The following is a 24,409-nucleotide window of genomic DNA, read 5'->3' on the forward strand; positions in this document are numbered from 1 at the left end:
TCACTCTTTCTCCATGTTCAGCGGGAAATGGCAGGCAAACAGATGGTTCTTCGGCCCGGCCAGGCGCGGCGTTTCAATGCACTTACGCTGGGCATAGGGACAGCGCGGACCCAGGCGACAGCCAATGGGCAGGTGCTCCAGCAGCGGGATAGCCCCCGGCAGGGTATTCAGGCGACTTTTATGCGGCATGGGGCTGCCAAAATCCGGTATCGCACGGATCAGCGCCTGGGTATACGGATGATGCGGCGTGGTGATCAGATCCTCGCTGCCGGCGGTCTCCACGGTCTGGCCGCAGTACATCACATCAATCTTATCTGCCCATTTACTCAGCATCTGCAGGTCATGGCTGATCAGCAAAATAGTGGTGTTGTTGTTCTGATTAAGCCGGGTCAGCAGGCGGAAGATTTGCGCCTGGGTGGTCGGCTCCATCGCGTTGGTCGGTTCGTCCGCGATCAGCAGGCGCGGCTGGTTAGCCAGCGCGATGGCAATCATCACTTTCTGACACTCACCGTCCGTCAACTCATAGGGGAAGCTGCGCATGGCGTCTTTGTGATCTTTGATCCCCACCCGGTGCAATAGCTCGATAGCCCGGCGTTTACGCCAGCCAAAACGTTGCCACCAGCGGCCTTTATAGGTCCAGGCGGGAATGTTCTGCATCAGCTGTTTGCCCACCCGCTCCGACGGATCGAGACAGGATTGCGGCTCCTGAAAGATCATCGACACGTTGTGGCCCACCAGCTTGCGTCGTTCGCGGACGGAGAGGCGCAGCAGGTCGATATCATCAAAGCGCATACGGTCAGCGGTGACGCGCCAGTTATCCTTCGCCACGCCGCAAATCGCTTTAGCAATCAGGCTTTTGCCTGATCCCGATTCCCCCACCAGCCCGCGAATTTCGCCTTCGCTCAGGGTAATACTGACGCGATCGACCGCTTTGACCCAGCCTTCGCCGGTTTTAATCTCAATCGTCAGATTGCGAATATCCAGTAACGGCATTATTCCACCCCCGCCACAATGGCGCGACGGATCCCGTCGCCAAGCAGGTTCACCAGTAATACGCTAACCATAATTGCAGCACCCGGCAGCATCACCGTCCAGGGGGCTACATAGATCAGTTCCAGCGCGTCGCCCAGCATCGCGCCCCATTCCGGGGAGGGCAGTTGCGCGCCCAGATCGAGAAAACCGAGCGCGGCGATATCCAGGATCGCCATCGACAGGGCACGGGTAATTTCCGTAACCATGCCCGAGGCGATATTGGGCAGCACCGCAAACCACAGAATATTCATGGTGGTGGCGCCATCGAGACGGGCGGCCACCACATACTCTTTTTCCAGCTCATCATGCACCAGGCTGTAGACCGAACGTACCATGCGCGGCAGTAGCGCCAGCCAGACAGCAAACATGGCGTGCGTCAGATGCGGTCCGGCGAAGGCCACCACGATGATCGCCAGCAGCAGCGACGGGATCGACAGCAGCGTATCGAGAATATGGTTCATCACCGCCGAGCGCAGGCCGTGAGTAGCCCCGGCGACAATACCCAGTACCAGGCCGCACAGCGTGGCGGCCAGGGTGACCACAAAGGCGCCGCCCACCGTCGGCGCAGCGCCGCTCAACAGACGGCTTAACACATCGCGCCCGAGGTCGTCGGTGCCCAGGAAGAAGGAGACTTCACCGTAGCGGGACCAGGATGGCGGTAACAGCTGATAGCCGAGGAACTGCTGATCGATGCCATACGGCGCAAACCACGAGCCCAGGATGCACAGCAGCACCAGGCCGCCACAGCCGTACAGGCCGATCATCGCCATAGCGTCGCCGTAGAAATTTCGCCACACGGTGCGTAACGCACCGGGCGTGCGCTTTTCACTGTATACGCTATCGTAAGGCATACCATTCCTTATGTTTCAGTGGGTTAGCCATAGCGCCCAAAATATCAGATAACACGTTCACAATAATCACCAGCGCGCCAATCACCATCACGCCGGCAGAGATAGCGGCATAATCCTGCTGGCGAATGGCGTTAATCAGCCAGCGCCCGAGGCCTGGCCAGCTAAAGACCATTTCGGTGATCATGGCCAGCGTCAGCATGGTTGAGAACTGCAGCCCGAGACGGGGGATCACCGGCGGCAACGCATTATGCAGCACATGGCGACGTAAAATCGTCAGCCGTGACAATCCGCGTGTGGCGGCCGCTTTAACATAGTTCTGGTCAAACACCTCGCTGGTACTGATGCGCATCAGGCGAATCACCTCCGTGGTTGGTGCCACGGCCAGGGCCAGCACCGGCAACACCATGTGGCGCACGGCGCTGATGATCATCTCATGCCGCCAGACCGAATCTGAGAGCCAGGCGTCAATAATGGCGAATCCGGTGACAGTTTTTACCGCATAGAGCAGGTCAAAACGTCCGGAAACCGGCAGCCAGCCGAGCGTCAGCGAGAAAAAGAGCGTCAGCAGCAGCGCCAGCCAGAAGACGGGAACCGAAAACCCGAGCAGGGCGATCGCGCTGATCAGCTTGTCCTGCCATTTATTGCGGGTGATCCCGGCGAGCATCCCGACCGGGATCCCGACAATCAGCGCAAAACCGAACGCCAGGATGCAGAGCTCCATGGTGGCGGGGAAGACCTCTTTCAGTTGCTCGGAGATGGGCTGGCCGTTAATGCTGGAGACGCCAAAGTCCCAGTGCAGCACGCCTTCAAACCAGAACCACCACGCATTCCACAGCGAAGCACCCTGTAGCGGCGCGTGCGGGGTAAAATAGCTCAGGCTAAAACCCACTAAGGTGAGAAAGAAGAGGGTGATGAGCAGCAACAGCAACCGACGTAAGGTAAAAATAATCACGGTTTTTTCACCTCTTCTTGTTTCTCGCGGGAGACGCCCGCAAACGACGCATTTCCAAACGGACTGAGCACCAGGCCTTTGATATCGTAACGGTACGCCTGCAGACGCAGGGATGAGGCCAGCGGCAGTACCGGCAACTCTTTGGCCAGAATAATCTGCGCTTCATCATAGGCATCGATACGTGCCGCCAGCTGCTGGGTCGACAGCGCCTTGCGTAGAATGCTGTCAAACTCGCGGTTGCACCAGTGGGCATAGTTGGTCTGCGAATCAATGGCCGCGCAGCTCAGGAGCGGACGGAAGAAACTGTCCGGGTCGTTACTGTCTGTCGCCCAACCTGACAGGGTGAGATCGTGGTTCATGTCCATCAGGCGCGCCTCCTGAAAACGGCCTTCTACCGGAACAATCACCACATTAACCCCCACCTGGGCCAGGTCAGCCTGGAGCAGCTCCGCGGTTTTTAGCGGGCTGGGGTTCCAGGCCTGGGAGCTGGTAGGCACCCACAATTGCAGGGTGAGGTTTTCTGCCCCCAGCGCTTTGAGCTGTTCGCGTGATTTTTCCGGGTTGTATTCGGTAATTTTAGCCTCGCTATCGTAGGCCCACGAGGCGCGGGGCAAGATTGAGGCGGCAGTTTCTGCGGTACCGTAATAAATGGACTGCATCAGACGCTGGTTATTGATCGCCAGCGCCAGGGCATGGCGTACCGCCGGGTTGTCCAGCGGCGGTTTGTTGGTGTTAAAGGCCAGATAAGCGATATTCATGCCCGGGCGCAGGGTCAGGCGCAGACGCGGGTCGTCGCGCAGGATAGTCAGCTGGCTGGCAGCGGGCCAGGCCAGGACATCGCATTCGCCGGTCAGCAGTTTCGACAGCCGCCCGGTACCGCCGGAGCCTAAATCGACCACAACCTGCGGCATAAGCGGCGTGCCGCGCCAGAATTTCTCATGGCGTTGCAGGCGCACGTACTGCCCCGCCCGATACTCTTCAACCTGGAACGGTCCGGTTCCTACGGGCTGGCGATCCATCAACTCCATTTTGTCCTTCAGGGTGAGTTGAGTGGCATATTCCGCGGACATCACCGAAGCATAGTGCGTCGCCAGATGCCACAGGAAGGAGGCATCTGGCCGCGCCAGGGTGAACTCCACCGTGCGGTTATCCAGCTTGCGAACGGACTTCACCGTATCGGCAAACTGTAAACTGTCGAAGTAGGGGAAATTACCGCCGTTGATGTAGTGCCACGGATGGTTGCGGTTAAAAATGCGCTGGAAGGTAAAGACCACGTCATCCGCATTGAGTTTACGGGTAGGCTTAAACCACGGCGTGGTCTGGAAGCTGACGTCGTCGCGCAGGCGAAAACGGTATGTGGCCCCGTTGTCCAGCACTTGCCAGCTCTCGGCCAGTTCAGGCACCAGGCGATAGGTATAGGGATCCACATCCAGCAGGCGGTCATAGATCTGGGCGGCGAGGGTATCGACGATCAGGCCGCTGCTCGCCTTTTGCGGGTTGAAGGTGTTGACCTGCCCACTTACGCAGTAGACAAAGCCGCTGTCGCGAATATCCGCGCGATCCGCCAGCTCAGGCGCGGCAAACGCCTGGCTGCTTAACAGACCGAGCGCAATCAGGGACGAGAAAACCAGTCGCATAATTTTTAAGGTTTTTAGAGACGATCTGCAAAGTGTATCGCACTTACACCTGCTTCGTAAAAATGTCTGCGGGTAAGTGCTGATTATGTCATCGCATCTGATGCTTTTTGAGCAATGCCCTTAACTGATGGTAGGTCAGCCCCAGCAGTTCAGCCGCGCGTTTCTGATTAAATTGTGCCTCGCGCAGGCTCTGCTCCAGCAACCGCTTCTCCTGCTCCAGCTGGAACAGACGCAAATCGAGGGGCAGGGTAGGTATACCCGTGGTAAGCGGTTTGCTGACAGAGGGCTGTGCGGGACGCTGAAAGGGATCGATCACAATTTCATCCAGCTCTGTCTCGCTGCTACCGTGGCGGTAGACGGAGCGCTCCACTACGTTTTTCAGTTCGCGGATATTGCCCGGCCAGCGGTAGTCCAGCAGCGTTTCACGGGCGTGCTGACTAAAACCGGGAAACAGCGGCAGCCCAAGCTCGCGACACATCTGAATAGCAAACTGCTCCGCCAGCAGCATGATATCGCTGCGCCGCTCGCGCAGCGGCGGCAGGTTAACCACATCAAACGCCAGCCGATCCAGCAGGTCGGCGCGAAACTTATCCTGCTCGACCATCTCCGGCAGATTGGCGTTAGTGGCGCACACCAGCCGCACGTTTACCTGTAAAGGCTGGCTGCCGCCCACGCGCTCCAGCTCGCCATACTCAATGACGCGTAGCAGTTTTTCCTGCACCAGCATCGGCGCGGTCGCCAGCTCATCAAGAAACAACGTGCCGCCATCGGCGCGCTCGAAGCGACCGGGATGGCGACGCTGCGCCCCGGTAAAGGCGCCCGCCTCGTGACCAAACAGTTCCGTATCCAGCAGGTTCTCGTTCAGCGCGGCGCAGTTCAGAGAGATAAACGGTCCATCCCAGCGCCCGGAGAGGTAGTGTAGCCGGTTGGCAATCAGCTCCTTGCCGGTGCCGCGCTCGCCGATAATCAGCACCGGTTTATTCAGCGGTGCCAGCCTGGATACCTGCTCCAGCACTTCGAGAAAACTGTTGGCTTCCCCGAGTAACGTGTCTTTAAATTCAGCCATGACGTAATTGACCACTTATTGGTGTAATTCACTAAGTGAGAGTAGGGCGTAGCGGGCGAAAAAGCAATCACATCGTATAAAATCAATAAGATATAAAACTGGCACGGGAATTGTATTAACTATGCAGCAGGGCTTAGCCCGATAACAGAAAATATGAGGATTCAATTATGGGTATTTTTTCTCGTTTTGCCGACATCGTGAACGCCAACATCAACTCACTGCTGGAGAAAGCAGAGGATCCGCAGAAGCTGGTTCGTCTGATGATTCAGGAGATGGAAGACACGCTGGTGGAAGTGCGCTCTAACTCCGCCCGTGCGCTGGCTGAGAAAAAGCAGCTTTCCCGCCGTATTGAACAGGCGACCGCCCAGCAGGCCGAATGGCAGGAAAAAGCGGAGCTGGCGCTGCGCAAAGATAAAGAGGACCTGGCCCGCTCTGCGCTGATTGAAAAGCAGAAGCTGACCGATATTGTCGCCACCCTTGATCAGGAGGTGACGCTGGTGGATGAAACCCTTGCCCGCATGAAAAAAGAGATTGCGGAGCTGGAGAACAAGCTGAGCGAAACCCGCGCCCGCCAGCAGGCCCTGACGCTGCGTCACCAGGCGGCAAGTTCATCCCGTGACGTGCGCCGTCAGCTCGACAGCGGCAAGATTGACGAAGCCATGGCCCGTTTTGAGTCGTTTGAGCGTCGTATCGATCAGATGGAAGCGGAAGCGGAAAGCCACAGCTTTGGCAAACAGAAAACGCTGGATCAGCAGTTTGCCGATCTGAAAGCGGATGATGAAATCAGCGAGCAACTGGCCGCGCTGAAGGCCAAAATGAAACAAGACAATCAATAATAAAAACTGCGGCGCCCGCCGGCGCCGCCACTCATCACACAAGGAGTAGACATGAGCGCGCTTTTTCTTGCCATTCCGCTGACCATTTTCGTGCTATTTGTTCTGCCGATCTGGTTGTGGCTGCACTACAGTAACCGTTCTTCAAGGGGAGAGCTGTCGCAAAGCGAACAGCAGCGCCTGGCGCAATTAACTCAGGACGCAAATAAAATGCGCGAACGTATTCAGGCGCTGGAGGCGATTCTGGACGCAGAACATCCGAACTGGAGGGATCGCTAATGGCACTGAACCTGAATAAAAAATTGTGGCGTATCCCCCAGAAGGGGATGGTGCGCGGCGTCTGCGCCGGACTGGCGCACTACCTCGACGTGCCGGTGAAGCTGGTGCGTGTGGTAACGGTACTCTCCATTTTCTTTGGTCTGGCGTTTATTACCCTGGTGGCCTATATCATTTTGTCCTTCGTGCTGGACCCGATGCCGGACGGCGCGATGGGCGATGAAAATAGCCCCACCAGCAGTGAATTACTGGACGCGGTGGATGCTGAGCTGTCGGCAGGCGAAAAACGCTTGCGCGAAATGGAGCGGTATGTCACCTCGGATACCTTCACGCTGCGAAGCCGTTTTCGTCAGCTTTAACTGAGAGAACTGATATGAATCAACGCTGGCAACAGGCCGGACATCGCGTCAAGCCGGGCCTGAAAATCGCAGGGAAGCTGGTATTACTCACCGCACTGCGTTACGGCCCGGCAGGCGTGGCGGGGTGGGCGATCAAATCGGTTGCCCGCAAGCCGGTACGAATGTTGTTGGCCGTCGCGCTGGAGCCGATGCTGAAAAAGCTCGCGAACCGGTTATCCAGTAAACTGAAATAATTCGCAACGGCACAAAGTTCAATGTGCCGTTGCGCTGCTTTTATTCCTTTCTCCTTGCCCCCGTGTCATATTTCTCAGAACAATAATTCCTTCAGGCAGAACAGGATGGCGATGAAGCGACTTAAAAATGAATTTAATTCTCTGGTAAATCGTGGGGTTGACCGACATTTGCGCCTGGCGGTTACCGGACTGAGCCGCAGCGGCAAAACCGCCTTTATCACGGCGATGGTCAATCAGCTCCTTAACCTGCATGCCGGGGCGCGCTTGCCGCTGTTGAGCGCGGTACGCGAAGAGCGCCTGCTCGGCGTGAAGCGCGTCCCTCAGCGCGATTTTGGCATTCCCCGTTTCACCTACGATGAAGGGCTGGCCCAGCTTTACGGCACGCCGCCAACCTGGCCCACGCCCACCCGCGGGGTGAGTGAAATCCGCCTGGCGCTGCGGTACCGTTCCAATGATTCTTTGCTTCGCCATTTTAAAGAGACCTCCACTCTCTATCTGGAGATTGTCGATTATCCCGGCGAATGGCTGCTCGACCTGCCGATGCTGACCCAGGACTATCTCAGCTGGTCGCGGCAGATGACCGGCCTGTTACAGGGGCCCCGCGCGGCCTGGTCCGCCCGCTGGCGTTCCCTGTGTGAGGGGCTGGATCCGCTGGCACCCGCCGATGAAAACCGGCTGGCGGCCATTTCGGAAGCCTGGACCGATTACCTGCATCAATGTAAGAAAGAGGGTCTGCACTTTATCCAGCCGGGTCGCTTTGTGCTGCCTGGGGATATGGCGGGCGCCCCGGCCCTGCAATTTTTCCCCTGGCCGGACGTGGAGGCTTTTGGTGAATCGAAGCTTGCCCAGGCGGACAAACATACCAACGCCGGTATGCTGCGCGAACGCTTTAACTACTACTGTGAGAAAGTGGTTAAGGGGTTCTACACTAACCACTTTTTGCGCTTCGACCGCCAGATTGTGCTGGTGGACTGCCTTCAGCCGCTCAACAGCGGGCCACAGGCGTTCAACGACATGCGCCTCGCGCTAACCCAACTGATGCAGAGCTTCCACTACGGGCAGCGCACGCTGTTCCGGCGTCTCTTCTCTCCGGTGATCGACAAACTGCTGTTTGCCGCCACCAAGGCGGATCACGTGACGGTGGATCAGCACGCCAATATGGTATCGCTCCTCCAGCAGCTGGTGCAGGATGCCTGGCAAAACGCCGCCTTTGAGGGTATCAGCATGGACTGCCTGGGGCTGGCCTCGGTGCAGGCCACCCAGAGTGGCCTGATTGACGTTAATGGCGATAAGATCCCGGCGCTGCGCGGCCACCGTCTGAGTGACGGCGCCCCGCTGACGGTCTACCCTGGCGAAGTACCCGCCCGATTGCCGGGCCAGGCATTCTGGCAGAAGCAGGGGTTTCAGTTTGAAGCCTTCCGCCCGCAGACGATGAATGTAGACCAGCCGCTTCCGCACATTCGCCTGGATGCCGCGCTGGAGTTTTTGATTGGAGATAAATTGCGATGACCGAACCCTTAAAACCGCGAATGGATTTTACCGGCACCCTGGAAGAAGCGGATCGCGAAGCCTTCAAAGCGGCACAAACATTTGATGACACCCAGGCCGGAAACTTCGCCCCGGTAGTGACCGATATGCTCCCTGCGGAAGAAGGACAAGCCGAAGCCGTCGTCGAAGCCGCTTTGCGGCCTAAACGTAGCCTGTGGCGCAAAATGGTCAGCGCGGGCCTGATGCTGGCGGGCGTTGCGGTGGTGGGGCAAGGCGTGCAGTGGGCAATCAATGCCTGGCAAACCCAGGACTGGGTGGCGCTGGGAGGATGCGCGGCAGGTGCGCTTATCGTCGGCGCGGGCGTCGGCTCTGTTGCCACAGAATGGCGCCGTTTATGGCGACTGCGCCAGCGCGCCCACGAGCGCGATGAAGCCCGGGATCTGCTGCACAGCCACGGCACCGGTAACGGGCGGGCATTTTGTGAAAAACTGGCGAAACAGGCCGGGCTCGATCAGTCTCATCCGGCCTTGCAGCGCTGGTACGCCGCCATTCACGAAACGCAAAACGATCGCGAAGTGGTATCGCTGTATGCCCACCTCGTGCAGCCGGTGTTGGACAGCCAGGCGCGGCGGGAGATCAGCCGCTCGGCAGCCGAATCAACGCTGATGATTGCCGTCAGCCCGCTGGCGCTGGTGGATATGGCTTTTATTGCCTGGCGCAACCTGCGCCTGATCAACCGTATTGCCACGCTGTACGGTATCGAACTGGGCTATTACAGCCGCTTGCGCCTGTTCCGCCTTGTACTACTCAATATGGCCTTTGCCGGGGCCAGTGAGCTGGTCCGCGAGGTGGGGATGGACTGGATGTCACAGGATCTGGCCGCTCGCCTTTCGGCCCGTGCGGCGCAGGGGATTGGTGCGGGATTACTCACCGCGCGGCTGGGGATCAAAGCGATGGAATTGTGCCGTCCACTGCCGTGGACAGAGGATGATAAACCCCGGCTGGGGGATTTCCGTCGGGAATTAATCGGCCAGCTGAAAGATACCCTCAATAAAAAACCGCAGTAAGCTCGCTTCCTCGCACATAATTCCGACACCCTGCTCACAGGCTGTCAATATTTGTTGACAGCCGTCTTCCCGATTGCAGATATCTGGCTTATCATTTCAGGGTTAATGGCTTATAGAGTGATTTTCCCATGCGTCTGGAAGTGTTTTGTAAGGACCGTCTCGGCCTGACTCGCGAGCTGCTCGATCTCCTTGTTTTGCGGAGTATTGACCTGCGTGGAATTGAGATTGACCCAATCGGGAAGATTTACCTGAATTTTGCTGAAATTGCTTTCGAAACATTCAGCAGCTTAATGGCTGAAATCCGCCGTATCGCTGGCGTTACGGATGTGCGCACCGTGCCGTGGATGCCCTCCGAGCGCGAGCACCTGGCCCTCAGCGCGCTGCTGGAAGCGATGCCCGAACCCTTTTTATCCCTGGATCTGAAAGGCAAAATCGATCGGGCTAATCAGGCGAGCTGCCAGCTGTTTGCCCTGGAGCCGGAGAAACTGAGCAACCACAACGCCGCCCAGCTGATCCCCGGCTTCAATTTCCAGCGCTGGCTGGAGAGCAACCCGCGCTCGACTCACAGCGAGCATGTGGTTATTAACGGACAAAATTTCCTGATGGAGCTCACCCCGGTCTATCTGCAGGGCGACAACGACGACAGAACCCTGACCGGTTCAGTGATCATGCTGCGCTCAACGGTCCGTATGGGACGTCAACTGCAAAACCTGTCGAGCCAGGATACGGGCGCCTTCAGCCAGATTATTGCCGTCAGCCCGAAAATGCGCCACGTGGTGGAGCAGGCGCGCAAGCTGGCAAACCTTGCCGCACCGCTGCTGATCACCGGCGACACCGGTACCGGCAAAGATCTGCTGGCCCATGCGGTGCATCAGGCGGGGCCGCGGGCGAGCAAACCTTATCTTGCCCTGAACTGCGCTTCTATTCCGGAAGATGCCGTTGAAAGCGAGCTGTTTGGCCACGCGCCGGAAGGCAAAAAAGGCTTCTTTGAGCAGGCCAACGGCGGCTCGGTGCTGCTGGATGAAATTGGCGAGATGTCGCCGCGGATGCAGGCCAAACTGCTGCGTTTCCTCAATGACGGCACCTTCCGCCGGGTGGGAGAAGATCATGAGGTGCATGTGGATGTGCGCGTCATCTGCGCCACCCAGAAGAACCTGGTGGAACTGGTGCAGAAGGGGATGTTCCGGGAAGATCTCTATTATCGCCTGAACGTTCTGACCCTCAATATTCCGCCGCTGCGCGATTGCCCCCAGGACATCATGCCGTTGACCGAGCTGTTTGTGGCGCGCTTTGCCGATGAGCAGGGTATCCCAAGACCGAAGTTTTCAGCCGATCTGAATACGGTTCTTACCCGTTACGGCTGGCCGGGGAATATTCGTCAGCTGAAAAATGCGATCTATCGTGCCCTGACCCAGCTAGAAGGCTATGAGCTGCGGCCGCAGGATATTTTATTGCCGGATTACGATGCCGGAACGGTGGCGGTAGGCGAAGAGGCGATGGAAGGATCGCTGGACGACATTACCAGCCGCTTTGAACGCTCGGTGCTGACGCAGTTGTATCGTAACTATCCCAGCACCCGTAAGCTGGCGAAACGGTTGGGCGTGTCTCACACCGCCATCGCCAACAAGCTGCGCGAGTATGGTCTGAGTCAGAAGAAAGGTGACGAGTAGCGCCTGTCAGTACATAAGTGAAGCGGCAGGCATCAGGCCCGCCGCTTGAGGGGTTATGGCACTACATTGACAATCACGCGCTTGTAGCGGGTTAAGCGCGGCGTGCCATGATCGGTCACGGCCAGAATGATATGCATCGTACCTGTTCCCGGAGGCATCACCCGGGCATCGGTGACATCGAACCAGGCCTTTGGCTGGTCAGCGTTTTTAATGTCTAACATGACCCCGGTGGCCGCATTTGATAATACGCGCGTTCCCGCCTCTGCATAGACAAACCATTCATAGGAGAGGGCATCACCGTCGGGATCGGTGGAGCCCATTGCGCTGAGCTCCACCCGTTGCCCTTTTTTCACCGTCAGGGTGGCAGGGTGATCGAGTTTTGGTACCGGGGGATGATTGGCCTCACTGTAGGGCTTGATGGTCCAGTCCATTCGGGCGGCAAAGTCATTTTGATAAGCCCCACGCCAGCGCCAGATTGTCGCATGGTTAGTGGTGTGCCAGCGATTATCAAAGCCCAGCACTTCATCCTGCGCATTGGTCCAAATCGGTCGCGTCTCCTGAGCCATAAACCAACGCTCTTTATGCGGTGTATAGAGCTCGTAACGACCGCCCCAGCCACCCCAGTCAGGATGTTCAGGATCGGACAAACCATTATGAATCAGATTCAAAAATGATGGCGTGTCCCCCTCCATCATAAACTTCCAGCGCGGGTACTCTGCCCCTAAGGGGCCTTTGCTGCGCACATTTTTATCCAGCCATTCGTTGGTTACCAGCTGATAATCTGCCCCGGCGAAACGGCCATGGAAATAGTCACCGCCGATGCCAATCCAGGTGGCGTGGTGAAAACCGCCCCCGGCGTTTTGCCCCGGGGAGACGATGTAAAACAGTGACGGGAACATTTTGCGGATCCAGGGACCGCTGTCGTCCTGATCGGAGATGGCGTAGACGCGAAGTCTGGAAACAAACTTTTCAAGCTCTTCAGGCGTACGGGTTTGACGTACTTTCCATAGCGCCTGCGCAAGCACATTCGGACCACCCCAGACCGTCACCCATAATGGACGATCGTCCTGACGGTCAACGGCCTTAATGAGCAGTTCCGATCCTGTCGAGTCTTTGCCTTCACCCACCGCGGCCATATTGTGGACTGGCAAGCCCTGAGCCACGACCTTAAGCAGATCGTCCGCAAGCGGAAATCCGGGCTCATGTTTTTCCAGATTGTCGCGGACTAATCCGTAACCTTTAATGATATCGATGATGCGCTGTGGTTCTACCTGATCTTTATTTTTGCCGGTAGAGGTGGCGACAAGACCTTCAATGTTCACCTGGTTAGCGTAGGTCATCAGGCGCACCATTGACATCTGGTCATCGGGATCGTCACCGATATCGGTTAACACGAACAGACGTTGTTTGCTCTCTTTTACATCAGGTGTTGGTGGCTTCAGCCGTTCGATACGAGAAGCAAAGTCAGCCAGGTAGGTCGCGCGCCACTGATTAATGGTTTTGATACCCTGCTGCGGGCCAAAAGGTGGCACATCCTCGCTTAAAGCGGGATCGGGATTGTCGGTCCACCAGTTTGGATAGCGGCCAGAGGGCTGCGTGGCCCGGAAAGCAGCTGGGGACGTTGAGGTAAAGCTACCTCCAACCGGGTCTTGCAGGCCGGCCCAGTTGGATTCAATGGTGTACTTCCACGTCTGGGATGCTTTTGGGACGAAACGGAAGTGCCACGTCCCGTCAGCTGCTGCAAAGCCCGGGAAACGATCGCTTTTGCTCCCGGAGGCAGGCACGACCAGATTTGCGGTGGTCCCCGCCGGCGCCTGCCCTTTGGGATGAACGATCAGCTCAACCAGGCCATAGGTTTCCACCACGTCGGAGGCGGTTGGCCTGCCGTTGAAGGTGTACAGGGGGCGATCCCATGCCCGCACAAACCGTCCACCGCCTTTGCTTTCTTGTTGAGGATCGTCGGGATTGGGCCCAAGGATATATGCCACCGACGGCGTATCGCCCATCTTTAATTGACCCTCTCCGTAAGAATTAAAGAAATCGCCCAGCGCGCCGTGGCCTTTTACATGCGTAGCCACAAAGGTCGCGCCGTCGAGACCGTTGGTTTGATCGCCTCCCGTGAACCAGCCCCGATAGGTGGAATTGTTTTCAATGATGTGCAGGTCCGGGTGATGGCGAACAATATAATTGTATGCGGAGGTTGACCACTTCTTGTTCGGGCCACCGATATAGTAGACGCGAATTTTTTGCTTGATGGTTGGGTCGTCGTGCAGCGCCTGCGCCAGGTCGTCAATGCCTCCCCAGATCAGGATCCACAGCGGTCGGGGATCGGGGCGTTTTGCCGCTTCAATGATCAGTTTTGAGGCATCAGTGGGCTGACTAAAGCCTTCGGGCGGCGCGGAATCCATCCCGCCTTGTCGGGTAATGGAGCGCAGGTAATCCGGGGTCGGGTAATCACTGGACCAGCTTTTCAGATTCGGATAATCCTGTTCATATCGATCGATTGTCTTCAGGATTTCCGTCGCACGGTTTCTTACCGGCCCCCACGGCGAGGAGAGCAGGCCTTCGAGCTCCATCGCATCTGCGTACAGCAGCAGGTGGACCAGCGACTGGTAATCGTCAAAATCGGTCCCGCCGATGTCCGTTGAGACAATCACCCGCGGTTTAGCGGCCACGCTGTTATTTTCCGGGCTGACTGCTGCGCGGACCTGGTTGAACGATTCATGCGTGACAACCAGTAAGAGCAACGTCAGCGACAGGAAAAGAGTTTTTCCGTTTATTTGCAATTTCATAGCAGAGACATTTCCTCCAGAGGTTTTTTATTTTTTTGCACTTCAGGAACGGAAAACAGCCTGGCATAACTCTGCTGCAAAACCGGTTTATGATTTTTCTAAATGGTTAAATTATTCTTTAATAATATGAGGTTAAGGGCAGTAATATCTTTACTGACATTGATCGGCTTATGATAGGGTGATGTTTCTCTCTATGTTCAGGGATCACGCTATGGCGTCGCGAAAGCATGACATGTTTCGGGTGGCACTGATGCTGAAAGCCAAAGGGCGCTATGGCAGGAGTATCATTGAAGGAATATGCGAGTACATGAAATCGACCCGCATCCACTGGGATTTCCTGCTGGAAGAGGATTTCCGCTCATCCCCGGCCAGCCTGCTCGAATGGAAAGGGGATGGCGTCATTGCGGATTTCGACGATCCTCTGTTGACATCGCTACTGACGAAGGTAGAGGTGCCGGTGGTGGGGATTGGCGGCTCCTGGCAACTGAGCAGCCCAACGATCCGCTCTCTTCCTTACGTGGCGTCGGATAACGTTGAGCTGGTGAGGCAGGCGTATCAACATCTCATCGACATGGGCCTGCCACGCTTTGCCTGTTACTCCATCGAGCCGACAATTATGAACCCCTGGGCAGTGGAACGGGCAAACGCCTTTCGCCAGTTTGTAGAGGCGGACGGACATCAGGCCGAGATCTTTGAAGGCATTCCGACACACGCCCTGGTGTGGCAAAACATCCTTGAGGATCTGGCCCGGTGGTTGGGGACGCTACCTAAGCCTGTTGGTATCATCGCCGTGACGGACTCACGCGCCAGACAAGTGCTGCAGGCGTGTTCCATCGCGGGTTATGCCGTGCCGGAAGAGATCGCTATTATCGGCATAGATGATGATCCGTTGCTGCGCAGCCTTAGTCGCATCGCCATCAGTTCGGTTGCGCAGGGTACTCATCAGATGGGACGCACCGCCGCGGAGATGCTGCACCGGCAGCTGACGGGCACACCGCTGCGTGAAAAACATGTCATGGTCGGGCCTGAAGGGGTGAATGCCCAGGCGTCTACCCGGCATAGCGTTATAATGAATACCTATATTTTACGCGCCCGCTACTTCATCCGTCAGTTCGGCGCCCAGGGGATCAAGGCCGCCCAGGTTGCAGAGCACGTAGGCTGTTCCCGCGCGACCCTCGACATGCACTTTATGCGTACCCTCGGAAAGACGTTGCACGACGAATTACTGAGCTTCAGACTCGATCGCTCAAAAAATTTGCTGCGAGAGACGCAGCTGAGTTATGCCGATGTGGCTATGCAGAGCGGTTTTACGTCACTTCAGTATATGTATTCTGTTTATCGTCGGGAGATGGGGTGTACGCCAGTAGAGTATCGGAAGGAACGTGACGAGGTATATGAGAACTTGTCAGATGAATGACATGAGCCGATGCTGTACAGGCTCATGTCATTTTTGCCGTTACGCCTTCAGTGATTCCAGCGCGGCAGCGTAATCTGGCTCGGTGGTGATTTCATTCACCAGGTGGCTGAACACGACGGTGTCGTTTTCGTCGATCACCACAACGGCACGCGCCGCCAGACCTTTCAGTGCGCCTTCAGAGATGCCCACGCCATATTGCTCCAGGAATTCCGGGTTGCGCAGGGTAGAGAGAGTGATAACGTTGCTCAGACCTTCAGCACCGCAGAAACGGGACTGAGCGAACGGCAGGTCGGCTGAGATGCACAGCACAACGGTGTTGTCCACTTCGGTCGCCAGCTGGTTGAATTTACGCACAGACGCGGCGCACACGCCGGTATCAATGCTTGGGAAAATGTTCAGCACTTTACGCTTGCCGGCAAACTGGCTCAGCACGACGTCAGACAGATCTTTTGCCACGAGCGTAAACGCCTGCGCTTTGCTGCCTTTCTGAGGAATGGATCCTGCAACAGAAACCGGGTTGCCCTGGAAATGAACGAGTTGTGACATAGTTATCTTCCTGTTTACATATAGTTAACGTCGTCGTTAGTGTATGTCATCAGCCGATAGCACAGCAAACCCTATTTGCGCGAAGCCGCTATACAGGAGTGAGTGATGAGAACCCTCAAGGTTTACGAAGAAGCCTGGCCACTGCATACGCCGTTTGTGATCTCCCGGGGGACCCGGAGCGAGGCCAGTGTGGTGGTGGTAGAAATAGAAGAAGAGGGCGTCAAAGGGGTGGGGGAGTGTACGCCTTATCCCCGGTATGGCGAAAGCATCGCCTCGGTAATGGCGCAGATCATGGCGCTGGCGCCTGAACTGGAGCGCGGCCTTACCCGGGAAGCGCTACAGCGGTTACTCCCTGCCGGTGCCGCACGTAACGCGGTGGACTGCGCGCTGTGGGATTTAGCCGCGCGTCAGCAAGGGATCTCTCTGGCGACGCTGGCGGGCACGACCCTGCCGCAAACGGTGGTCACCGCGCAAACAGTGGTGATCGGTGAGCCTGCTCAGATGGCCGCCAGCGCCAAAGCGCTCTATGACGCCGGGGCGCGCCTGTTGAAAGTGAAGCTGGACGATCGTCTGATCAGCGAGCGGATGGTCGCCATTCGCGGGGCCGTGCCGCAGGCGACGCTTATCGTCGACGCCAACGAATCCTGGCACAGCGAAGGACTGGCTGCCCGCTGCCAGCTGCTGGCGGATCTGAACGTCGCCATGCTCGAACAGCCTTTGCCCGCAGGGGAAGATGCCGCGCTGGCGAACTTTATTCATCCGCTGCCCATCTGCGCCGATGAGAGTTGCCATACCCGGGAAAGTCTCACGGCCCTGCAGGGACGCTACGATATGGTGAATATTAAGCTGGATAAAACCGGCGGTATCACCGAAGCGCTGGCGCTGGCCGCCGAGGCACGTCGGCGCGGTTTTGCCCTGATGCTCGGCTGTATGCTCTGCACCTCGCGAGCGATTGGTGCCGCACTGCCGCTGGCGAATGAGGTGAAATTTGCCGATCTCGACGGCCCTACCTGGCTTGCCGTGGATGTCTCTCCGGCGCTGCACTACAGCACCGGCGTTGTTCATCTCTGAGGTTCCCAGCGCAACAGATCGGTCATCGCTTTCAGGTACTTCTCGCTGGCCTCGTCGGAGGAGATCGGCGGGAATTCAGCGGTGATGCAGTGCAGGCTTAAATCGGCACACCAGCTGCCGAATGAGCCTGGCGTCTCATAGCCGACGCTGGTGACCAGCGGCAGTGAAAAGGCATCTGCCAGCCAGCGCCCAAGAGCCGTGTGGGCGGGATCTTCAATGCAGGCCAGCGGATCGTGAAACGAGACAACCCAGGCCGGATGCAGTTTGTGGATCAGATGACACAGCGCCTGGGTTTCTGGCTCTGAACCGGGCTTGTCGCCCGTCAGCAACACCACATCGCGATCTTCGGCGGAGCTGTTCCAACGGTAGACTGTCTCGCCTTCCCGCCAGTTGGCCGCCGGGAAGTTACGGTTTAAATCCACACCACGGGCATTGGCGCGTAAACCCAACTGACAGCCGTCCGGGTTAACGGTTAATACCACATGGTGGCGGCGCAGCGGAGGGGAAAGGGTACGCAGGGCGCAGGAGAGGGTCACAATCGAAGAATTTTCATCTCCGTGGGTTCCGGCAATGATCAGGCCGCTGTTGCGATCGGCCTGCGGGGCAGGGAACCAGATTAAGGGGGCGCCGAGGTATGAGCGGCCATAATGTTCGGTCCCGGGCGGGAAAGCGCCACGTTCCGTTCTTGGGCGGGTAAGTGACATAGAGGTTCCTGAATCAGATTGTATTACTGGCAGTGTTGTGCAAAAAACACGGTTAATCAAATAGTTTCAGCCAGAAGGTAAAACCGGCAGATATCAACTTTCCGGCGGAAGTTGTTTGCATTTCACTGTTCCGAAACAAATAATTACCCATCTGCTCGTTACCCATCATTTTAAAGGGGATCTCATGAAGCATCCGGTTTCGTTGATCTGTTCTGCCTTATTGTTGTGTGGCCTCTCTTCTTACGCCTTCGCGGCGGATGTTCCCCCCGGGACAACGCTGGCATCCAAACAGGAGCTGGTGCGTCATATCAAAGATGAACCTGCCTCGCTTGATCCCGCTAAAGCGGTGGGTCTGCCTGAAATTCAGGTGATCCGCGATCTGTTCGAGGGTCTCGTGAATCAGAATGAAAAGGGCGAACTGGTGCCAGGCGTGGCGACCCGCTGGCAGAGTAATGATAACCGCGTCTGGACTTTCACCCTGCGCGAGAACGCGCAATGGTCTGATGGCACCCCCGTCACTGCCCAGGATTTTGTCTACAGCTGGCAGCGTCTGGTTGATCCCAAAACGACCTCGCCTTTCGCCTGGTTTGCGGCCCTGGCCGGGATCGTGAACGCGCAGGCGATCATCGACGGTAAGGCAACGCCGGATAAACTGGGCGTAACGGCAGTGGATAACCGAACCCTGCGCGTGCAGCTCGATAAACCCCTGCCGTGGTTTGCCAATCTGACGGCGAGCTTCGCCTTCTATCCGGTACAAAAAGCGAATGTGGAGAGCAGCCCGGAGTGGACTCGTCCTGGGGCGCTGGTAGGTAACGGTGCGTATATCCTCAAAGACCGGGTGGTCAACGAGAAGCTGGTGGTTGAGCGTAACAGCCATTACTGGGATAACGACAAAACCGTTCTGCAGAAAGTGACCTTTATCCCGATCAACCAGGAGTCCTCAGCCACCAAGCGCTATCTGGCAGATGATATCGACATCACCGAATCGTTCCCGAAAAACCTCTACCAGAAGTTAATGAAAGAGATCCCGGGCCAGGTCTATACCCCGCCGCAGCTGGGCACCTACTATTATGCCTTTAATACCCAAAAAGGCCCGACTGCGGATGCGAGAGTGCGTCTGGCGCTCAGCATGACTATCGACCGGCGCATCATGGCTGAAAAAGTACTGGGTACCGGCGAAAAACCTGCCTGGCACTTCACCCCGGACGTGACCGCAGGATTTACGCCGGAGAAATCGCCTTTTGAGCAGATGAGCCAGGAAGAGATGAACGCGCAGGCCAAAACGCTGTTGCAGGCGGCTGGCTACAATGCGCAGAAACCGCTGAAGCTGACGCTGCTGTATAACACCTCAGAGAACCACCAGAAGATTGCTATCGCGGTGGCGTCAATGTGGAAAAAGAACCTGGGTGTCGATGTGAAGTTGCAGAACCAGGAGTGGAAAACCTATATCGACAGCCGTAATACCGGCAACTTTGACGTGATCCGCGCCTCCTGGGTAGGTGACTACAATGAGCCCTCGACCTTCCTCTCCCTGCTGACCTCAACGCATACTGGCAACATCTCGCGTTTCAACGATCCGGCGTATGACAAGGTGATTAACCAGGCATCCCTGGAGACCACCGAGCAGGCCCGCAATGCGGATTACAATACCGCAGAAAAAATCATTGCGGAAAAAGCCCCGATTGCGCCGATCTACCAGTACACCAACGGGCGGTTAATCAAGCCGTGGGTGAAAGGCTATCCGATTAACAACCCGGAAGATGTGGCGTATAGCCGCACGATGTATATCGTGAAGCACTGACGCGTACTGACATCCTGCTGACGGCAGGATACCATCGCTAAACCCAGAGCTGGCGCGACTTGCAGCGCCAGTTTCTCCCCCTTTACGAAGAAATGCGTGATAGCCTCGTCCAAAAGAACGGGCATTAAGCGAACGAAAGATCGGTGTGTTCTTCACCGCACTGGCGCGTACCGGGGATACTCAGACGGTCAGGGGGAAAGGTACCTTTGACGATATCGTGTTTGTGGCCACCGCGATTTTAACTGCGACTGAGCAGGATAATGAGCCTGAACCGCGCATTACCCATCTGGTTGATCTGTTTCTGAATGGCATCGGCGCTCATTGAAGTCATTTTTTATCTGTAGCGTTGGCTGTTTTTGTCACCAGGATAGCATCTGCAATCACGCTGAAAATCCGTTCGGCGCGGGGAGCGTGCGAGGGATGTCCACGCAGCCAGGCCAGCGCAGCAATCAGATCAAACAATTCCGCACCATCAAGATTAGCCCGCGCCTTACCATCGGCCTGAGCGCGGGCAAGGAGCGCTGCCCCGGCAGCGCGAAGGGCGACGCACGATGTGTGGAGCGCGGAATCGGGATCTTCGATGGCGCTCATCATCGGCTCAATAACGCCACGATGTTCATAGGTGAAGGCGATAATCTCTTGCAACCACAACGTCAGGGCTTCGGCTGAATCGGCCCTGGTCTGAAGGGCTTCGGCTCTGGTCGCCAGTGCATCAAAGCTTGAACGCAGCAGGACTTCAAGCAACGCTTCGCGGCTCGGGAAGTGGCGGTAGAGTGTACCCAGGCCGACTTCGGCTCTGCGGGCAATGTCGCGCAATGACGCATCGGCGCCTTGCTCAATAAAGACGTCGCGCGCGACGGCAATCAGGTGGTCGTAGTTTTTTCTCGCATCGGCTCGCATGGTGTCTCCTTGACAAGCGGAACAGTGCTCCATATATTCGGAGCAGTGCTCCGTTAAATATACCGCATTTACGTCCGAGGAGAAAGCCATGTCGATTAAAGTGATGAAGGCAGTGCAGCAGTACGCGTTCGGTGGGCCGGAGGTACTTCGCTATGAAGAGGTTCCTGTGCCAGATCTTCAGCCCAACGAAGTGCTTGTCCGCGTGTATGCGGTCGGCCTCAATCCTCCTGACTGGTATCTTCGCGATGGCTACCGAATGTTGCCGCCGGAATGGCAACCCAAAGTCACTTTCCCCGTGATCCTGGGAACGGATATTTCGGGGGTGATCGTTGCGGTGGGCGACAACGTCACGGCGTTCTCTGTCGGGGATGAAGTCTATTCGATGGTGCGCTTCCCCGACGGGGCGGCTGGCGGTAGCCGGGCCTATGCCGAATATGTCAGCGTAGCGGCAACGGAGGTGGCGCGTAAACCTCGTCGTCTTGACCATATCCACGCCGCTGCCGCACCCATGTCGCTGCTGACCGCATGGCAATTTATGATTGATCAAGGGCATGATGTGCCCAATCCGCTACAGGCAACCCCGCATAAGCCGGTGCCGCTGGCGGGACAAACCGTTCTGGTTAACGGCGCGGCAGGCGGTGTCGGCCATTTCGCCTTACAACTGGCGAAATGGCAGGGCGCGCATGTTATCGCGGTGGCCTCCGGTGAACATGAAATGTTTCTGCTTAACCTGGGCGCTGATGAATTTATTGATTACACGAAACAGGCTGCCGAAGATGTAGTACGCAATGCAGATCTCGTCATCGATGCGGTTGGCGGCCCTTCAGCAAGCCGCTTCTTGCGCGCTCTCAGGCGCGGCGGCGCGCTGTTTCCGATTTATCCTCTGGGATTTTCAGGCGCTGACGAGGCCCGGCAGTTGGGCGTTGTCGTCTCGGCTACCCAGGTGCGATCCAACGGCGCACAGCTCGCCCAGCTTGCCGAATTGATGGATAAGGGGGTGATTCAGGTAGCTGTCGACAGTACGTTCCCGCTTGCGCACGCGCAACAAGCGCATGAGCGGGCGGCTCGAGGACATATTCAGGGGAAAATCGTGCTTTCGGTCATTGAACAGGACTGATGTGACGGGAGTGATACGGCCAGAGTCTGTGTAATTAATCACCACGCCTGTTCGCTTTGGGTCCTGAACACCGAAAGAAGGCCTTATCGCCGAAGGGCGTATGGTACGGCAAAATTGCCCGAAGATTACCGGATGGGCGGTGTATGCTCTGTATGTGGCGTTTCGTGCGATGAATATTGCCCACCTTGTAAATGGCGCTGATTGAGGCGCCATTTTTTTCGCTCTCACGCGTAATTATCATTAATTCATGGTTTGAGTTAATTTAATTTATATATATCATTTAAAATAAATATAATATGCATATTTGTTATGTATTCGCTTCTGTTTATTTACGTGAGAATTCTCCTTTAAATATGTGCAGGTCAGATATCAGTACTTGCTAATCGAATTGAGGACAAGAGTATGTGTAAAGTCTCGCTTTGGATTAATAGTTAGTTGATCCAGTGTAATTTTTTGTTCTACTATCTGTCCGTTAATAAACGTGGTTTTACTCGACAACTATTCCTTAAGGAAAAGGGACCGCTATGGCTGATTCGTTTCAGAATGAAGTGCCTAAGGCACGAATAAATTTAAAATTGGCTTTACACACAGGAGGCGCACAGAAGAAAGTTGAATTACCCCTTAAAATTCTTACTGTTGGCGATTTCAGTAACGGTAAGGAGACCCGCATGTTATCGGAGCGGGAAAAAATAAACATCAATAAAAACAACTTCGATAGCGTACTTGCAGAGTTTAACCCCGAGATTAATCTGGCCGTACAGAATACGCTTTCTGGCGACGGTGAAGAAAACATCCGCCTGCAGTTTTCCTCCATGAAGGATTTCGAACCAGAACAGGTTGCCCGTCAAATTCCTCAACTTCGCGCGATGCTGGCCATGCGTAATTTATTACGCGACCTCAAATCTAACCTGCTGGATAACGCCACTTTCAGAAAAGAGCTCGAGAAAATTCTTAAGGATCCGGCGCTAACTCAGGAGTTACGTGACGAAATGAGTGCGCTTGCCCCGAAATAATGTGTGGAAGTCTCTTTTAATGGATTAACCGGGAATATGCTGATGTCTTTAAATACTGAAAATGGCTCTGCTCAGGGGCAAACGACTGTACTGGAAAAAGAGGGTGTTTACGCCTCTCTGTTTGAAAAAATCAATCTGACCCCAGCCTCCAGCCTGGGCGATATTAATACGTTTCTGGATGACGCCGCGCTGGCTGATGCGTCAGCAGGTGAACGTCTGACTGCGGCGATGCAGGTGTTTATGGAGTGCATCCGCCGTTCCGGACAACAGGTGGAAAAGCTCGACAAAACGTTGATTGACCACCATATCGCAGAACTTGATTTTCAGATCAGCCGCCAGCTCGATGCGGTGATGCACCATACCGAATTCCAGAAAGTGGAATCCCTGTGGCGTGGCCTGAAGCAGCTGGTGGATAACACAGACTATCGCCAGAATGTGAAAACCGAAATTCTGGATGTTTCAAAAGACGCTCTGCGCCAGGACTTTGAAGACGCACCGGAGCTCATTCAGAGCGGGCTTTACTGGCACACCTATACAGCTGAATACGACACCCCGGGCGGTGAACCGATTGGCTCGGTGATATCGGCTTATGAGTTTGACGCCAGCCCGCAGGACGTGGCGCTACTACGCAACATCTCCAAAGTATCTGCCGCAGCGCATATGCCGTTTATCGGCTCCGTCGGTCCGAAGTTCTTCCTGAAAGAGTCGATGGAAGAGGTGGCTGCGATCAAAGATATCGGCAACTACTTCGACCGCGCCGAGTACATCAAGTGGAAATCGTTCCGCGACACCGACGACGCCCGCTATATTGGCCTGGTCATGCCGCGGGTGCTGGGGCGTCTGCCGTATGGTCCGGACACCGTACCGGTGCGCAGCTTCAACTACGTTGAGCAGGTGAAAGGCCCGGATCACGAAAAATACCTGTGGACCAGCGCGTCATTCTCCTTCGCCTCCAACATGGTGAAGAGCTTTATCAACAACGGCTGGTGCGTGCAGATCCGTGGTCCGCAGGCGGGCGGGGCGGTGAAAGATCTGCCGATCCACCTGTACGATCTCGGCACCGGCAACCAGGTGAAGATCCCGTCTGAGGTGATGATCCCGGAGACCCGCGAATTTGAGTTTGCGAATCTCGGTTTCATCCCGTTGTCGTACTACAAAAACCGCGACTACGCCTGCTTCTTCTCGGCGAACTCAGCCCAGAAACCGGCCCTGTACGATACTGCCGATGCGACGGCCAACAGCCGCATCAACGCGCGCCTGCCGTACATCTTCCTGTTGTCACGCATTGCCCACTATCTGAAGCTGATTCAGCGCGAAAACATCGGGACCACGAAAGATCGCCGTCTGCTGGAGCTTGAGCTCAACACCTGGGTGAAAGGTCTGGTCACTGAAATGACCGATCCGGGCGATGAACTGCAGGCTTCTCACCCGCTGCGCGACGCAAAAGTGGTGGTGGAAGACATTGAGGACAACCCGGGCTTCTTCCGCGTGCGACTGTACGCCGTACCACACTTCCAGGTGGAAGGTATGGACGTGAATCTGTCGCTGGTGAGCCAGATGCCGAAAGCGAAAGCATAAGGCGGG

23 protein-coding genes are annotated in these 24,409 nt (G+C 56.3%); 14 read left to right on the forward strand and 9 right to left on the reverse strand.

The genetic code is table 11. The annotated features are described in order from the left end of the window. From sapD to pspF, 5 genes are all read right to left on the reverse strand, one after another. Positions 1-993 carry a putrescine export ABC transporter ATP-binding protein SapD gene (gene sapD, locus B3X29_RS18720; protein ID WP_103179871.1) on the reverse strand — a complete coding sequence of 331 codons (993 nt, stop codon included), beginning with the start codon at positions 991-993 and terminating at the stop codon, positions 1-3. Then, complete coding sequence (gene sapC, locus B3X29_RS18725) at positions 993-1,883, reverse strand: putrescine export ABC transporter permease SapC (RefSeq protein WP_103822232.1); 891 nt, start codon at positions 1,881-1,883, stop codon at positions 993-995. The genes sapD and sapC overlap by 1 nt, the downstream gene beginning before the upstream one ends. After that, entirely contained in the window at positions 1,870-2,835 is a 966-nt protein-coding gene (sapB, locus tag B3X29_RS18730) for a putrescine export ABC transporter permease SapB (RefSeq protein ID WP_103179869.1), read from the reverse strand. Before sapB ends, sapC begins: the two co-directional genes overlap by 14 nt. Beyond that, on the reverse strand, positions 2,832-4,472 hold the full coding sequence (sapA, locus tag B3X29_RS18735) for an ABC transporter substrate-binding protein SapA (protein ID WP_103179868.1): 1,641 nt from the start codon (positions 4,470-4,472) through the stop codon (positions 2,832-2,834). The genes sapB and sapA overlap by 4 nt, the downstream gene beginning before the upstream one ends. An 88-nt stretch (positions 4,473-4,560) precedes the next feature. Continuing rightward, the gene (gene pspF, locus B3X29_RS18740) at positions 4,561-5,538 is read right to left on the reverse strand and encodes a phage shock protein operon transcriptional activator (protein WP_159339432.1); all 978 of its coding nucleotides are present in this window, start codon (positions 5,536-5,538) and stop codon (positions 4,561-4,563) included. Positions 5,539-5,705: 167 nt separating this feature from the next. Here pspF and pspA point away from each other — a divergent pair, with 167 nt between their 5' ends. The 7 genes from pspA to tyrR all read left to right on the forward strand — a co-directional run bounded on the left by pspA (position 5,706) and on the right by tyrR (position 11,464). Next, entirely contained in the window at positions 5,706-6,374 is a 669-nt protein-coding gene (gene pspA / locus B3X29_RS18745; RefSeq protein ID WP_156654643.1) for a phage shock protein PspA, read from the forward strand. Positions 6,375-6,425: 51 nt separating this feature from the next. Further along, positions 6,426-6,650 (forward strand): envelope stress response membrane protein PspB, encoded by a 225-nt coding sequence (pspB, locus tag B3X29_RS18750; protein WP_103179865.1) that lies wholly within the window; start codon positions 6,426-6,428, stop codon positions 6,648-6,650. Then, positions 6,650-7,006: an envelope stress response membrane protein PspC gene (gene pspC, locus B3X29_RS18755; protein ID WP_103179864.1), complete on the forward strand. Its 357-nt coding sequence runs from the start codon at positions 6,650-6,652 to the stop codon at positions 7,004-7,006. Before pspB ends, pspC begins: the two co-directional genes overlap by 1 nt. A 14-nt stretch (positions 7,007-7,020) precedes the next feature. Then, positions 7,021-7,239 carry a phage shock protein PspD gene (pspD, locus tag B3X29_RS18760; RefSeq protein WP_103179863.1) on the forward strand — a complete coding sequence of 73 codons (219 nt, stop codon included), beginning with the start codon at positions 7,021-7,023 and terminating at the stop codon, positions 7,237-7,239. A gap of 111 nt (positions 7,240-7,350) precedes the next feature. Then, positions 7,351-8,748: a YcjX family protein gene (locus tag B3X29_RS18765; protein ID WP_103181094.1), complete on the forward strand. Its 1,398-nt coding sequence runs from the start codon at positions 7,351-7,353 to the stop codon at positions 8,746-8,748. Next, on the forward strand, positions 8,745-9,794 hold the full coding sequence (locus B3X29_RS18770; RefSeq protein ID WP_103179862.1) for a YcjF family protein: 1,050 nt from the start codon (positions 8,745-8,747) through the stop codon (positions 9,792-9,794). The genes B3X29_RS18765 and B3X29_RS18770 overlap by 4 nt, the downstream gene beginning before the upstream one ends. Before the next feature lie 128 nt (positions 9,795-9,922). Continuing rightward, positions 9,923-11,464 carry a transcriptional regulator TyrR gene (gene tyrR, locus B3X29_RS18775; protein WP_103179861.1) on the forward strand — a complete coding sequence of 514 codons (1,542 nt, stop codon included), beginning with the start codon at positions 9,923-9,925 and terminating at the stop codon, positions 11,462-11,464. Positions 11,465-11,517: 53 nt separating this feature from the next. Here tyrR and B3X29_RS18780 read toward each other — a convergent pair whose 3' ends face one another. Then, entirely contained in the window at positions 11,518-14,256 is a 2,739-nt protein-coding gene (locus B3X29_RS18780; protein WP_201304729.1) for a nucleoside hydrolase-like domain-containing protein, read from the reverse strand. A gap of 211 nt (positions 14,257-14,467) precedes the next feature. Here B3X29_RS18780 and B3X29_RS18785 point away from each other — a divergent pair, with 211 nt between their 5' ends. Further along, positions 14,468-15,673, forward strand: coding sequence for a XylR family transcriptional regulator (locus tag B3X29_RS18785; RefSeq protein WP_290561714.1), 1,206 nt, complete (start codon positions 14,468-14,470; stop codon positions 15,671-15,673). A gap of 39 nt (positions 15,674-15,712) precedes the next feature. Here B3X29_RS18785 and tpx read toward each other — a convergent pair whose 3' ends face one another. Continuing rightward, positions 15,713-16,219 (reverse strand): thiol peroxidase, encoded by a 507-nt coding sequence (gene tpx, locus B3X29_RS18790; protein ID WP_103179860.1) that lies wholly within the window; start codon positions 16,217-16,219, stop codon positions 15,713-15,715. 105 nt (positions 16,220-16,324) lie between these two features. On the opposite strand from tpx, the gene ycjG reads away from it, so the two are divergent. Then, on the forward strand, positions 16,325-17,290 hold the full coding sequence (gene ycjG, locus B3X29_RS18795) for an L-Ala-D/L-Glu epimerase (RefSeq protein WP_103179859.1): 966 nt from the start codon (positions 16,325-16,327) through the stop codon (positions 17,288-17,290). Here the strand turns inward: ycjG and mpaA are convergent. Continuing rightward, a complete protein-coding gene (gene mpaA, locus B3X29_RS18800) occupies positions 17,281-17,994 on the reverse strand; it encodes a murein tripeptide amidase MpaA (RefSeq protein ID WP_103179858.1) in 714 nt (237 codons plus the stop codon). The genes ycjG and mpaA overlap by 10 nt on opposite strands. A gap of 184 nt (positions 17,995-18,178) precedes the next feature. Between mpaA and B3X29_RS18805 the strand changes: the two genes are divergently transcribed. Both B3X29_RS18805 and B3X29_RS18810 read left to right on the forward strand, forming a co-directional pair. Then, positions 18,179-19,795, forward strand: coding sequence for a peptide ABC transporter substrate-binding protein (locus B3X29_RS18805; protein ID WP_159339430.1), 1,617 nt, complete (start codon positions 18,179-18,181; stop codon positions 19,793-19,795). Positions 19,796-19,940: 145 nt separating this feature from the next. Continuing rightward, positions 19,941-20,120, forward strand: coding sequence for a hypothetical protein (locus B3X29_RS18810; RefSeq protein WP_103179856.1), 180 nt, complete (start codon positions 19,941-19,943; stop codon positions 20,118-20,120). A gap of 2 nt (positions 20,121-20,122) precedes the next feature. Here the strand turns inward: B3X29_RS18810 and B3X29_RS18815 are convergent, their stop codons facing one another. Continuing rightward, complete coding sequence (locus B3X29_RS18815) at positions 20,123-20,695, reverse strand: TetR/AcrR family transcriptional regulator (protein ID WP_103179855.1); 573 nt, start codon at positions 20,693-20,695, stop codon at positions 20,123-20,125. An 88-nt stretch (positions 20,696-20,783) separates the two neighbouring features. Here B3X29_RS18815 and B3X29_RS18820 point away from each other — a divergent pair, with 88 nt between their 5' ends. From B3X29_RS18820 to tssC, 3 genes are all read left to right on the forward strand, one after another. After that, positions 20,784-21,812, forward strand: coding sequence for an NADP-dependent oxidoreductase (locus tag B3X29_RS18820; protein ID WP_159339429.1), 1,029 nt, complete (start codon positions 20,784-20,786; stop codon positions 21,810-21,812). A 524-nt stretch (positions 21,813-22,336) separates the two neighbouring features. Further along, on the forward strand, positions 22,337-22,825 hold the full coding sequence (tssB, locus tag B3X29_RS18825; protein ID WP_103179853.1) for a type VI secretion system contractile sheath small subunit: 489 nt from the start codon (positions 22,337-22,339) through the stop codon (positions 22,823-22,825). 42 nt (positions 22,826-22,867) lie between these two features. Then, complete coding sequence (tssC, locus tag B3X29_RS18830) at positions 22,868-24,403, forward strand: type VI secretion system contractile sheath large subunit (RefSeq protein ID WP_290561715.1); 1,536 nt, start codon at positions 22,868-22,870, stop codon at positions 24,401-24,403. The last annotated feature ends 6 nt before the right edge of the window (positions 24,404-24,409 follow it).

Origin of the sequence: Leclercia sp. UBA5076 (assembly GCF_002416465.1) — a bacterium.
GTDB lineage: Bacteria > Pseudomonadota > Gammaproteobacteria > Enterobacterales > Enterobacteriaceae > Enterobacter.

Bases quoted from the DNA above. Each gene is read 5' to 3' on its own strand.
- tyrR (WP_103179861.1), top strand. From the start codon at position 9,923: ATGCGTCTGGAAGTGTTTTGTAAGGACCGTCTCGGCCTGACTCGCGAG.
- B3X29_RS18780 (WP_201304729.1), bottom strand. From the start codon at position 14,256: ATGAAATTGCAAATAAACGGAAAAACTCTTTTCCTGTCGCTGACGTTG.
- pspF (WP_159339432.1), bottom strand. From the start codon at position 5,538: ATGGCTGAATTTAAAGACACGTTACTCGGGGAAGCCAACAGTTTTCTC.
- B3X29_RS18785 (WP_290561714.1), top strand. From the start codon at position 14,468: ATGGCGTCGCGAAAGCATGACATGTTTCGGGTGGCACTGATGCTGAAA.
- pspD (WP_103179863.1), top strand. From the start codon at position 7,021: ATGAATCAACGCTGGCAACAGGCCGGACATCGCGTCAAGCCGGGCCTG.
- mpaA (WP_103179858.1), bottom strand. From the start codon at position 17,994: ATGTCACTTACCCGCCCAAGAACGGAACGTGGCGCTTTCCCGCCCGGG.
- B3X29_RS18805 (WP_159339430.1), top strand. From the start codon at position 18,179: ATGAAGCATCCGGTTTCGTTGATCTGTTCTGCCTTATTGTTGTGTGGC.
- pspC (WP_103179864.1), top strand. From the start codon at position 6,650: ATGGCACTGAACCTGAATAAAAAATTGTGGCGTATCCCCCAGAAGGGG.
- sapA (WP_103179868.1), bottom strand. From the start codon at position 4,472: ATGCGACTGGTTTTCTCGTCCCTGATTGCGCTCGGTCTGTTAAGCAGC.
- tssC (WP_290561715.1), top strand. From the start codon at position 22,868: ATGTCTTTAAATACTGAAAATGGCTCTGCTCAGGGGCAAACGACTGTA.
- tssB (WP_103179853.1), top strand. From the start codon at position 22,337: ATGGCTGATTCGTTTCAGAATGAAGTGCCTAAGGCACGAATAAATTTA.
- ycjG (WP_103179859.1), top strand. From the start codon at position 16,325: ATGAGAACCCTCAAGGTTTACGAAGAAGCCTGGCCACTGCATACGCCG.
- B3X29_RS18815 (WP_103179855.1), bottom strand. From the start codon at position 20,695: ATGCGAGCCGATGCGAGAAAAAACTACGACCACCTGATTGCCGTCGCG.
- B3X29_RS18765 (WP_103181094.1), top strand. From the start codon at position 7,351: ATGAAGCGACTTAAAAATGAATTTAATTCTCTGGTAAATCGTGGGGTT.
- sapD (WP_103179871.1), bottom strand. From the start codon at position 993: ATGCCGTTACTGGATATTCGCAATCTGACGATTGAGATTAAAACCGGC.
- sapC (WP_103822232.1), bottom strand. From the start codon at position 1,883: ATGCCTTACGATAGCGTATACAGTGAAAAGCGCACGCCCGGTGCGTTA.
- tpx (WP_103179860.1), bottom strand. From the start codon at position 16,219: ATGTCACAACTCGTTCATTTCCAGGGCAACCCGGTTTCTGTTGCAGGA.
- pspA (WP_156654643.1), top strand. From the start codon at position 5,706: ATGGGTATTTTTTCTCGTTTTGCCGACATCGTGAACGCCAACATCAAC.
- pspB (WP_103179865.1), top strand. From the start codon at position 6,426: ATGAGCGCGCTTTTTCTTGCCATTCCGCTGACCATTTTCGTGCTATTT.
- B3X29_RS18770 (WP_103179862.1), top strand. From the start codon at position 8,745: ATGACCGAACCCTTAAAACCGCGAATGGATTTTACCGGCACCCTGGAA.
- B3X29_RS18820 (WP_159339429.1), top strand. From the start codon at position 20,784: ATGTCGATTAAAGTGATGAAGGCAGTGCAGCAGTACGCGTTCGGTGGG.